This is a genomic window from Microbulbifer maximicatervae (SeqCode), from assembly GCF_052467695.1.
The window spans coordinates 3823264-3835544 of the sequence record NZ_CP174320.1 but is presented as its reverse complement, the minus strand read 5'-3'; the positions used below and the strand labels follow the sequence as shown (position 1 = coordinate 3835544).

The 12281-nt window shown below is 49.5% G+C and carries 8 protein-coding genes; 7 read left to right on the top strand and 1 reads right to left on the bottom strand.

The window, feature by feature from the left end; genetic code table 11:
* Nucleotides 1–159: 159 nt before the first annotated feature.
* The gene (locus tag ACJJI8_RS16865) at nucleotides 160–477 is read left to right on the top strand and encodes a heavy metal-binding domain-containing protein (protein WP_444933099.1); all 318 of its coding nucleotides are present in this window, start codon (nucleotides 160–162) and stop codon (nucleotides 475–477) included.
* 12 nt (nucleotides 478–489) lie between these two features.
* Here ACJJI8_RS16865 and ACJJI8_RS16860 read toward each other — a convergent pair whose 3' ends face one another.
* Nucleotides 490–1551: an FAD-dependent oxidoreductase gene (locus ACJJI8_RS16860; RefSeq protein ID WP_444933098.1), complete on the bottom strand. Its 1062-nt coding sequence runs from the start codon at nucleotides 1549–1551 to the stop codon at nucleotides 490–492.
* A 272-nt stretch (nucleotides 1552–1823) separates the two neighbouring features.
* Here ACJJI8_RS16860 and ACJJI8_RS16855 point away from each other — a divergent pair, with 272 nt between their 5' ends.
* The 6 genes from ACJJI8_RS16855 (at nucleotide 1824) to pbpC (ending at nucleotide 12155) form a co-directional block, all read left to right on the top strand.
* Entirely contained in the window at nucleotides 1824–2243 is a 420-nt protein-coding gene (locus ACJJI8_RS16855; protein WP_444933097.1) for a hypothetical protein, read from the top strand.
* Nucleotides 2244–2518: 275 nt separating this feature from the next.
* Nucleotides 2519–2929, top strand: a complete 411-nt coding sequence (locus tag ACJJI8_RS16850; protein WP_444933096.1) for a hypothetical protein — start codon at nucleotides 2519–2521, stop codon at nucleotides 2927–2929.
* Nucleotides 2930–2978: 49 nt separating this feature from the next.
* The gene (locus tag ACJJI8_RS16845; RefSeq protein ID WP_282932647.1) at nucleotides 2979–3137 is read left to right on the top strand and encodes a hypothetical protein; all 159 of its coding nucleotides are present in this window, start codon (nucleotides 2979–2981) and stop codon (nucleotides 3135–3137) included.
* A 144-nt stretch (nucleotides 3138–3281) separates the two neighbouring features.
* Nucleotides 3282–4420 (top strand): IS3 family transposase gene (locus tag ACJJI8_RS16840; RefSeq protein ID WP_444933095.1). Its coding sequence is split into 2 segments (ribosomal slippage): nucleotides 3282–3531 and nucleotides 3531–4420, totalling 1140 coding nucleotides; the frame shifts between segments, so codons are not numbered across the junction.
* Nucleotides 4421–4668: 248 nt separating this feature from the next.
* Nucleotides 4669–9792, top strand: coding sequence for an alpha-2-macroglobulin family protein (locus ACJJI8_RS16835; RefSeq protein ID WP_444933094.1), 5124 nt, complete (start codon nucleotides 4669–4671; stop codon nucleotides 9790–9792).
* Nucleotides 9789–12155 (top strand): penicillin-binding protein 1C, encoded by a 2367-nt coding sequence (pbpC, locus tag ACJJI8_RS16830; RefSeq protein ID WP_444933093.1) that lies wholly within the window; start codon nucleotides 9789–9791, stop codon nucleotides 12153–12155. Before ACJJI8_RS16835 ends, pbpC begins: the two co-directional genes overlap by 4 nt.
* Nucleotides 12156–12281: the final 126 nt, after the last annotated feature.

Below are 12281 nucleotides of genomic sequence, written 5' to 3'. Positions count from 1 at the left end.
ATTTAATGTAAGATAAAAGCTAAAATCCAGAAAAGACACGGCAGCTAAAACAAACATTCGACCACCATCAAACAATTAAATATATTCGCATAACGGATCCAGGTTAGGGTAAGATCACCAATAGAGCAAAAAATAGGTAATTATAATTAAGGAAGTGATATGATTTTTTCAACTACAGAAACAGTACCAGGAAGAGAAATATCGGAGGTACTGGATATCGTTACGGGCAACGTTGTTGAATCAAAACATATCGGCCGTGACTTAATGGCAGGTATAAAGAGTATTGTCGGTGGAGAGATACGAGGCTATACGGAAATGCTGACCGAAGCGAGAAACAAAGCTTTTCAAAGATTGAGTGACAGTGCCCGGCAAAAAGGCGCTGATGCCGTGGTAGGAATTCGTTTTACTACAAGTGCAATTATGGATGGCTCCTCAGAAATTCTTGTCTTTGGTACAGCTGTAAAACTAAAAAAATAGGTTGGAATGCCCCTAAAGTTCTACCGCAAACTGCCCCAGTTTTCTCCGCACCGCAGGAATAGAACTGGCGGCAGCGATTAACGCTCGAAATTCAAATCTTGCTTTCAGGGATTGTCCAGTAATCATTTTCCGGCCACGCTCAGTTACCTCAATAACCTTTTTATCTTCTTGATGGCGCAATTCAGAGTAGCCTAGGAGCTGCCCCTCAGTGATTCGTTTTGCCAATTCGGCTGCATCAGCTATCCCAAGGTTCATACCTCGCCCCCCAACCGGAGAGTGGCAATGAGCAGCATCCCCAGCTAGATGTATCCTGCCCTTTGAGTAAGTTTCCGCTTGTCGAATTGAGATTTTAAAGGTTCCCTCCCGCCTAACCCTCTTAACATCCACCGCCATCGGAAATGCTTTAATTGCATTATCACAGCTAGCTACCAGACGGTGTCGGCCTTCTCCCAATGGCACCGCAACAGCGACCACGCCAGATTCCATTTTGACCAAGGTAAACTTTCTTTTAGGAGGCCAATCCCCTGTATCAACATCCGCGATTGACCACACTTCTTCCAAATCAAATCCAGGATAACTGATACCTGCAGCTTCACGAACAGTACTGCGAATACCATCCGCTCCTATGACTAGGTCAAATCGCTCCTCTTCACCATTATCAAAAAAAGCCACTACCCCACTATTTTCCTCTGTAAGGGTTTTGAGTTCTTTCCTGTATTCAACTTCGACTCCCATACCAGATAAAACCTGAGCCATGAGAGCTTCAGTTCTGTCTTGAGGAAGTCCAAGAATGGCGGGGAAATAGGTCCGATTGGAATGGAGGGGAAACTCTAGAGCTAAATTCGTATTTAGGTAAATGCATGCGCTCTGAACAGCGATCCCCTCGGCAATCAACTTTTCAGAAACGCCAGAGTGTGAAAGCAACTCAAGGCTGCGAGAAGTAACTCCCACCGCTCGACTAAGGGTTGAAGCGCTATCCCTGCGGTCCACAATTCTTGGCAATAGCCCTCGCCGAGCAAGCTCGACCGCTGTTGTAAGGCCCGTGGGCCCAGCCCCAACAATCAGTACTTTCACAGGCTACCTCAAATAACCCCACCTAACAGTAAGATAGTACATATGAAAGAGTAAGGATGACTGACTGGTCTGAGACTCTTTATAAAAAACCTCGGTCGCCACCAGTGATCTCTTCACAGCAATACCAGTCACCGCTTGGTGAGGACGTACTTAAACTTGCGAAGTCAAAACCTCTAATATCTGGCAACGATAGACAAAAGACTCGTCTTGCCAAAGAGTACCCACTGTTATATCGATATTTTTATATTTCATCTCTTGGGTTTAATTTCTAAATGATTACACCACTTTACGATGATGTACATGGACTCGCACTTGAGATAGTCAATAAATCCGCCTCTGGGGATAAAGCTGGGTGCCAAGACTCCCTCAACTCGCTAGAGAGACTATGCGCAAAATATGCCGGAGGCGAGCTAGACCATCCCCTACAGTGGGAGGCTCTGGGTGATTTTTCAGAAAGCTGTGAGGCTGCAATACAGGCATACACGCAGGGACTTAACTGCTCCATAAAATTAGATCTCCCTTTGTTTTCAGCTTCAATTGCCCTGGAAATGGCTGAACGTTTTTTGAGGCTAAACAATCAAGATAAAGCCTTGAAATTTGCCCATAAAGCACAAATCTATTCTGTCAGTGCAGAGGATTACGAACTACAAGAATCAATTAATAATTTCCTTAGAAATCTAACACAGCTTTAGTTTATCCTTAAAGGCCATCCAAGCTGAGTTATCATAGTTAACTAAAACAATGATTCTAAGATCACTGATTACTTCTATAATAGTCAGCCTAAGTTATACTCTGGCTGCACATTACATTTACGATAACTCTTTTGGTGAAGGTGAAATTCTGAAGCTCCAGGCCTCCATATTGATGTTTCAGGCTTTAGTCGTTTTCATACCTACATTAGCTGCCTGCTTACTAATCACATTCTGGCAAAGCAAACTCAATAGAAAGACAAAATAAGACATTCTGTATGCCCCCAACTTCAAGCATCATGGCTACCGCTTCAAAAATCAGCCTTTGCCTTATAGCAAGTTCAATAGCAACTCTTATTTCCATTATGGAGTACTGGCGAGGGCTTAATGGTAACGAACTGCTTTTAGCCAAAAGTGTCTCCGCTGTAACAGCTGCCAGGCAAAGTGGCCCCAAGTATTTAGAACCGACGCTAGTTGCCGGAAATGATGGTATTACTGAAGTTCAAGTCATCTTTATGGCTCTAGGCTTATCGGCACTTTTGGCCTTAAGTTCGCTGATAGTGGTGACGATTTACAGGGTCAGGCATGGCCATCACAAACTCTATCTGCCTTTAGCTTTCTGTTCCACAGTTCTATGCTTGGGCATTATTTATGTTGGGTTTAAGTCCGGTATTCAGTATAGTCTTTGAAGTAGGATAAGCTTAGGCTAGTACTGAGGCATAACAAAGGGATATCAAAGTGAAAAGAATTGCCACCGCACTGCTATTTTTATTTGCGGCGATTGCCTGCTACGCTTTCGGAGTCCCTGTGGGAGGGGTAATCTTCCTTGCTCTTGGCATTATCTTTGAAGGAATCTTCTGGATTAAGCTATTTAAACGTAAAAAGAAGCCAACATAGGTGTAGTGATACAACGTTATTTCGGCTAGATTCAATTGAACTAGTGATTATCGAATACACTACACGCCCCAATTTAGTACCTGTAGTGGTCTAATCCTTCCGGACACTTCGCTAAGATGGTAAAACTACCAAGCGAGGTGAAGTATGACAACAAAAGGTACACGTCGGCATTTCAAGCCGGAATTTAAGAAAGACGCCGTAGCGCTAGTCTCTGAGCAAGGGTATTCAATTTCTAAAGCAGCAGAGGCTGTAGGAACAACAGCCAATAACCTGCGACGCTGGATAAAGGAACTGAAGCAGGAAGAAGACGGTGTGAGGTTGGATGTAGGTGAGCGCGCAGAATTAGAGCGATTACGATGTGAAAATAAGCAGTTGCGGATGGAGAAAGAAATCCTAAAAAAGGCCAGCGCCTTCTTTGCGAAAGAAATGAAATAAAGTACAGCTTTATTGAAAAACAGCAAGGCAGCTTTCCTGTTAGGGTGCTCTGCCGGGTAATGCAGGTAAGTAAGTCTGGTTATTACGATTGGTGTTGCCGTGGTAATAGCTCAATAGATGCTCAAACATGGCAACTATGCCATCGTTTGAAGGCCCTATTTGCAGAATCTAGACAGAGCCTGGGAAGTCGTCGGTTAATGAAGCTGTTACGTAAAGAAGGCTTTGAAGTCGGGCGCTATCGAGTCCGCAAGCTCATGAAAAAGCTAGGCTTGGCAGTAAAGCGCAAGAAGCGATTTACACTGACGACAGACAGTAAACATCACCTGCCGGTCGCAGAGAACCTTCTAAATAGGGAGTTCTCACCGAGTGCTAAAAATCAAGTTTGGACGACTGATATTACATATATTTGGACTTCGCAGGGCTGGTTGTACTTGGCGGTAGTGATTGATCTCTATTCGCGCCGGATTATTGGTTGGCATCTAGATCGGAAGATGGAAACGGCCCTGGTAACTCGTGCGTTGATGATGGCTGTCAATTTGCGTTCGCCCCCAAAAGGTCTCCTGCATCACTCTGATCGTGGCAGTCAGTATGCCAGCCATACCTACCAAATGTTATTGAGTCAGCAGGGGATGGTGTGTTCAATGAGCCGTAAGGGAAATTGTTGGGACAACGCACCGACTGAACGTTTCTTCAGCAGCCTGAAGCGGGAGTGGTTAACGGGAAACCTTTATCCGACAAGGGAGGATGCGGTAGCAGATGTAAGAGCCTATATTGCTTATTACAACTCACGAAGAATACATACAACACTGGGAGACCTAGCCCCTATCGAATTTGAGAAATGTGCTTAAAGAAGTGTCCGCTTGGAGTTGACCACAACAACCATAGAGCAGAAAAGTCACTTACTATCTAAGCCACCTAATTGCCACCCCACCATTCCATAAATTTATTTTCCAGCCATCAGTAATCCCGCCTCACTATTGATACACACTTGCATCAGAAGTAGATACCGAGCACAGAAACCATGGAGGAAACTTGAGACATATTTAAAGACGGACTAAATTGTGCGTCGTTAAATGGATTCTATAAGGAAATACCCATGTCTCTTCACCGCTCACCACGCTGGATTGCGGTCATTCTTCTTTGTCTTATTGCTATGGCTTGCTCACAAGAAAAGTCAGAGAAGAAACTCGCTGACACCCCCAAGCTTGCGGAAGGCGGGAGCGTTGAAGAGGGTAACAACCAGGCACAAGCTCTCAGCCCCACTGAGAAAGTGCATAAAAAAGAAGCGGCCTCTTCTAGTGAAATAAGCTCGAAAGCTGATGAAGTTCGGCGCACTTCTGAAACTAATTCTACTGAGCTGACAGAGAATGATGCTACCCCTGCACAAGTCACAGCCAGAGCCAGTACTCAAATCTCCGGGGATCACTTTCTAAAGGTCCTCCATGTTGGGGAGCGGACGTTTAAAGATGCACGGGCCATCGCTGTTATCTTTTCTGAACCTTTACTGGGCAATGCCCATTTTGGCTCCTACTTGAATCTATCCCGTGACGATGGCGAGCGTGTAGATGGTGGTTGGGTTCTCTCCGATAACCAGAAAATTCTCTATTTTCCTCATATTGAACCAGATACTCGCTATAAACTCACCGTGCTCCCGGGTCTGCCCGGCGAAAACGGCTTGGAATTACAGGAAGAGAAACAGGAGAGGCTTCGCACCCGACGGATTGAGCCCAGTATCAGCTTTGCCAGCAATGGAAGTATTTTTCCCACGACGGTAACTCCCGGCCTACCTGTTACTGCAGTCAGTGTTGAGGCTGCACAGATTCACTTCCATAGAGTGAAACCTGAGCATTATTCCGAGTTCTTCAGGCTGATCAAAAGCCAGTCACTAAAATACTACTATCGCTTAAAGTCCCTCAATCAAGTGGCCGATTTTGTCTATAGTGCCCAGTTCGATCTCACCAAGGAGAAATACGTCCAGCGAGATTTCGACCTCTCTATCGGGCATATAAAGCCCCTGCAACAACCAGGAATCTATGTCGCAGTTATGCAGCCGGCAGGCGTGTATGACACCAATCTCTATGATGTCACCCACTTCTCTATCTCCAACTTAGGCCTTCATGCGCGGTACTATCCAAACAGTGTTGACCTCTATGTTTCATCTCTGGATGAAGGGCAGGCTCTTAAGGGCATTGAAGTCGAGCTGCTCAACAACAAAGGGGAGCTAATCCAGCAATACACAACCGACCAAGACGGCCAGGTGCGCTTTGCTCTGACGCAGGAACAGGAAGACTCACAGCGCTTCTTCATCGCAAGAGATCCTGATACCGGTCACTTCTCCATACTCGACCTACGTGAACCTGCATTGGACCTTTCGGATTTTCAGTTGGGCCAGCGCCCTTCGAGACCGATGGAGTTTTTCATGTATGGCCCGCGAGATCTGTATCGCCCCAATGAATCGATCCAGGTGAGCGGGCTGCTGCGCAATTATGATGGTCGCTATATCAAAGACCTGCCGATCAAGGCAGAACTCATAAAGCCGGACAATACCAGCGCGCGCGCATTCACATGGCATGCCAGCGCGCCCGGATACTACGAAAAGCTTATCCCACTTCCACAAAATGCACCTACCGGTGACTGGCGCCTGGATGTTGAGCTAGCCGATGGGCGCAAAGTGAAATATCCATTTAAGGTAGAAGAATTCTTGCCAGAGCGAATGAAGCTGGTTTTGCAAGACGGTGAAGAGCGCAGTCTGGTAGAGGGCCATAAAGAATCTTTCGAACTTCAAGTAGAAGGTAGTTATCTCTATGGTGCGCCAGCGGCAAAGAACCGCCTGGAAACTCTGGTGCAAATTAGCCACTATCGCGAGCCCTTCCCCCAGTGGAAAGGGTTCTTATTTGGGAACACTAATGAATCTTTGCCCACGCGACAGTTTCATGCGCCTACGATTGAACTCAATGAGGAAGGGTTGAGCAATCTGACCTTGCCCTCCCGTTGGAAACGAGCAAAGAGCCCACTGAAAATCAACTTGGTTTCCAGCCTGTTCGAATCCGGCGGCCGCCCGGTAACTCGCCAACATCCAGTCCTGGTATGGCCCACACACCCGGTGGTAGGTATTCGCCCAAATTTTGGAGAGGAAAACCCATCAGCCAACAGCAGGCCTGAATTTGAAATAGTGGTTGCCGACGCACAGGGCGAGCCTGTTATCGGGCGGGATCTCAAAGCGGTGTTAATTTCCGAAGACCGCCAGTACTTTTGGGAGTACTCTGCAAATCGGGGCTGGCACTATGAATACTCAAGTGCTGAATTTGAAACTTTCAGTCGCCAGCTCCAATTCACCGAAGAGCAGCCACTGAAGCTCACAGTCCCAGTGGAACATGGTCACTACCGCTTAGAAGTCACTGATACCAATACGGGGGCAACCAGTAGCTTACGCTTCCACGCCGGCCGGGACTGGTATTACTGGTGGCGTAAGGATCAAGTAGCCAAAGGCCAGGCTGCGCGTCCAGATACCGTGGCCCTATCACTGGATAAACCAAGGTACTCTTCTGGAGATCTGGCGCAACTCACCATAGTACCGCCCGCTGACGGAGAGGCGTTGGTGTTGGTGGAGAGCGACCAACTATTGTGGTCCAAACGACTACCTGTAGAAAAGTCGGGCACCAATATCGAAATCCCAATCTCTGCTGAGTGGGATCGCCACGACACCTATATTTCTGTTACTGCTCTGCGCCCTGCGGACAAGAATGAGCGTATCGCCCCCAATCGCGCTTTTGGTCTCGCCCACTTGCCCCTGAATCGCGATCCACGGCGCCTGCCCATTTCACTCGAAGCGCCCACGAATGCCCTGCCCGGCTCGGAAATTGAAGTTACCATTTCTACTGACGAAAATTCTATCGAACAAAACGGAAGCAAAGCCTGGGCCACCCTTGCCGCCGTCGATGTCGGCGTACTCAATATCACCCGCTTCAAAACCCCGGATCCCTTCGATGCCTTTTTTGGCCAGCGCCGTTATGGTGTGGATGTAAGGGATATCTATCATCGCATTATTGAATCCAACAGTGGCAAACTGGTGGAGCAACGTTTTGGCGGCGATGCGGAACTGGCCCGAGGCGGCGACGAGCCCAACTCCGATGTTCAAATAGTATCTTTATTCTCAGGACCCGTTGAATTTGATACTCAGGGCCAAGCAAAGGTCGCGCTACAACTACCGGAGTTTAACGGACAGCTGCGCTTGATGGCGGTGTCTTTCAGCAAAGACCGATTCGGTAGCACTGACGGAGAAGTAACAGTCGCCTCACCGGTTGTCACCCAAGCCGCCTTGCCTCGCTTTATGGCCCCTGGTGATAGCAGCACACTGGCCCTTGACCTCAATAACTTAAGTGGCCGCTCCCAGAAACTCACTGTAAATATGCAATCAGTGGGCGCGGTAGATTTGGAAATGGGTGAGCGGATGCTGGAACTGGCGGATGGTGAACGCAAAACTTTGCGCTTCCCTATCACCGCCAAAGATGCCACCGGAGATGCGGAGTTCAAACTGGTCGTGCAGGGTGCCGTCGATAAAGATGGAAATAATATCGATGTCGAACAGCAGTGGCGCCTGGGCGTGCGCCCCGCTTGGCCGGCAACCACACGCAACCAGCGCAGACTCCTGTCCCAGGGCGAGAGCTTCAGTGCCGATAGCAGCTTCCTGGATTCCCTAATGCCTGGAACTGTTCAAACCCTGGTATCCCTGGACAGCCGACCGCAACTGCAGTTACAGGATCACCTATCCAACCTGCTGCAATACCCCTACGGCTGCCTGGAACAAACCTCCAGTCGGACCTTCCCGCTAGTCATGGCAACGCCGCAGCGACAGCAAAAACTGGGCCTTGAACCTCTGGATGAGAATGAACGGGCCGAGCGTATCGACGCAGGTATTGAACGCATTTTCAGTATGCAAAAAGGAAACGGCAGCTTTGGCCTATGGAGTTCCGAGTCTTCCGAAAGCCAATGGCTAACCGCCTATGTAGTCGATCTTCTATTGCGGGCCCGGGACCAGGGAATCGTATTTGACAATAACCGCCTGGAATCCGCACTCAAGCGCCTGCAGGACTACACCCGTGAGCGCGGTACTTTCTATCAGCAACGCTATAGCTATAGTCCCGATTTCTATGCTTATGCCTCAAGAGCTTACGCAGCCTATGTGCTCTCACGAGTACAAAAAGTGTCTCTCGGGCAACTGCGTACCCTTTATGAAAGCGGCTCGAGCCTGTCCCAATCTCCCTTACCAAACCTCCATATGGCAATCGCTTTGCACACCATGGGCGATGCCACCCTGGCCCAGGAGGCCCTGCAAAAAGCGCTTAAAATCGAGCGCAAACGCCGCAGTTACTATGGCGATTATGGATCAGACCTACGGGATACGGCCCAAATGATCTCCCTGCTCTTAGAGCACAATTTCGCAGGTGATAAAACGGAATCTCTGGTGTTCGAGCTGGCCGATCTTCTCCACGGTCGCCAATATCTCAGCACCCAGGAGCGCAATAGTGTGTTTATGGCTGGAGCACAGTTGCAACTTAATAGCAGTGCAAACTGGTCTGCGACTTTGGCCAGTATTGATGGCTTGCGCGAGCTCAATAGCGATAACCCGCACAGCACATTATTCCGCGGCCGCGAAGCCGCCAGCGCACTTGAGGTAACTGCACAGATAGAAAAACTCTATGCAGCAATTACCATCAATGGTTACAGCAAGAAGTCACCTGAGGCGGAGATGGATAAAGGTGTCAGAATTAAACGCAGCTACCACAATTTGGATGGCACGGAAGTCATTCCCAATCAGGTTCGTGAGGGCGAGCTTTACCTGGTGCGTTTGCAAATTGATGCGGACCAGCGCCTGCCCGACCTACTTGTAGTGGACCTATTGCCCGCAGGTTTTGAGCTTGAGAATCAAAACCTGGCCGACAGTGTCAAAGTGGATGAACTCCAGTTCGATGGCAAAAATATCGCCCAGTGGCAGGACACCCAGGACAATATCCAACACACTGAATATCGCGACGACCGCTTTGTAGCGGCACTGGATCAGCTGAGATACAAAACCACCAATCTCTTCTATATCGCCCGCGCAGTAACCCCCGGCAACTATCAGGTGCCCCCACCCTACGTAGAGGATATGTACAAACCGGAACGCTTCGCTATCGGTGAAAATCCCCTAACGCAAATGCGGGTAATCGGTAAACAGTGAAGCTGTTGGCCACTATCCAGAGAGCCTGGCAAAGCAGCAGTCGCAGAGTTCGCGCACTGCTGCTTGCGCCCGCCGCCCTCACAGCGGTACTGCTACTGCTCGACTTTGCTTTCCCTCCACCTCTTCCCGAAACTCAAGATTTTGCACGGGTCGTTGCAGATCGTTACGGCAAACCACTACGCTTCTTTGCCGACAGTCGCGGAGTTTGGAGATACCCAATATCTCGGGAAAATGTATCACCGCGCTTTATCGAAGCTCTTCTCACCTACGAAGACCGACACTTCTATCGGCACCCCGGAGTAAATCCGCTAGCCCTATTGCGAGCTTCAGTCCAATACCTTCGCAATGGACGAGTCGTTTCCGGCGGTTCCACTCTCACCATGCAGGTAGCGCGACTACTGGACCCACACCGCAAAACTCTGCCGGGCAAAACCAAGCAGATATTTCGTGCATTGCAATTGGAGTGGCACTTCAGCAAGAATGAAATTCTCGATCTGTACCTGAACCTCGCACCTTACGGCGGCAATATTGAAGGAGTGGAAGCAGCCAGCCGCCTATACCTGCGTAAATCAGCCTCCAACCTTACCCATGCGGAAGCTGCACTGCTAGCTGTACTGCCTCAGGCTCCGAGCCGCCTGCGGCCAGATCGGCATCCTCTAAAGGCACAAAAAGCCCGGGACAAAGTTCTGGATAGGCTGCAGTCATTTACCGTCTGGAGCGCTGAGGATGTTAAACGCGCCCAACTTGAGCAGGTCTATGCGGAACGCTTGGAATTCCCACAAAACGCCCCACACCTAGCTCGCAGACTGGTAAATACCATCAGCGATCAAGAAGTTATTCGCACCACAATCGACGGAAACATCCAGCGCGGATTGGAAGATTTTCTGCGCGATCATATGGATAGCTATCCAGCCAAAACATCTGCAGCTGTTGTAGTTTTGGAGAATTCCGATTTATCTGTGCGTGCCTATGTGGGAGCTTCTCATTTTGGTAACGGGCGTCGCTATGGCTATGTGGATATGGCCAAGGCTGTGCGCTCACCGGGCTCCACGCTCAAGCCCTTTTTGTACGGACTTGCCATTGATGAGGACCTGATCCACAGCGCCTCCCTGCTCAGCGATGCGCCCCTTATCTACGGCGATTACCGCCCTGAGAATTTCCATCGAGGCTTCGCCGGCCCTGTCACCGCCACTGCCGCCCTTCAGAAATCTCTCAATATTCCTGCAGTTCAGCTACTGGAACATTACGGCCCCGGTCGATTGGCCGCAGCCCTGGAAAATGCCGGACTAGCACTAGAGTTTCCCAGTGGCGGTAGACCCAACTTGGCCATGATTTTGGGGGGCGTAGGTGCTCGTCTTGACCAGCTGACAGGTATTTATGCCACACTGGCACGGGGAGGCCAGACTGCAGCTCCCCGCTATTTACCCGAGGAGCCCGTACGTGAAAGGCATCTGATGTCTCCTGAGGCAGCTTGGATTACATTTGAAATGCTCGCTTCCAATCGCGGAGGTTCCCGCCGTTGGCGCAATCTGGTGCGGCAAAACAAGGCAGATATCGCCTGGAAGACAGGCACCAGCTACGGCTACCGGGATGCCTGGGCGATTGGCGTAACTCCCGGCTACACCGTCGGCATTTGGGTAGGCCGACCGGATGGCACTCCCCTGCCCGGTTACTATGGCTCCATTAGTGCCACACCTCTGTTGAACGCAGTTATCGCCGCATTACCAGACAACAAACAACAGCACCTGAAAAAGCCAGACTCAGTAACTCAAGAGACTATTTGTTGGCCGCTTGGGGGCCAGAAGACGCTCACACAAACCAGCCACTGCCATCTGCAACACAACGCCTGGTTAATCCAAGGGCGCACACCCAGAACACTATCGCCGCAAGGTGAGCCTCTGTGGGCAGCACAAACCTTTAGTTTCTTTGCAAACCGGCAAGGTATGCGGGTAAAGCCCAGTTGTATGGATTCTACTACTGAAAGGCATAGCCTAGCCCTTTGGCCAAAAGAACTGGAATCCTGGCTACCCGCAAACCAAACCCGGGCCCAGCAAATTCCTCCGACGGCTCCCGAGTGTTACACCCCGACTGCAACAACAGGAACTCCACTAAAGATTATCGGAGCTGGAGATGGTAACCAGTATCGACCTACCGGCAAAAATGCCCCACTTCCGCGTTTAACTCTGAGCGCGATTGGCGGACAGGGAAAGCGCTATTGGTTCCTAAACGGTGAACCCAAGGGCGAAACCCTCGGAAACGAAAACCTGGCACTACTTCCGGGAAGTGGTAAGCACCAAATTGCTGTACTGGATACTAGCGGGAATGTCGACCGGATTGAGATTTTTGTAGGAAACGACAACTGATTTTCATAAAGCAGAAGACTGCTATGTCGTTTCTCTCACAGAATATATCCCTTAGTGTCACCCTATCGGCAATCGAATGTCAGCATTGGCGTGGAACATCGTAGTTCGGGCTCAATTTTGGTAACT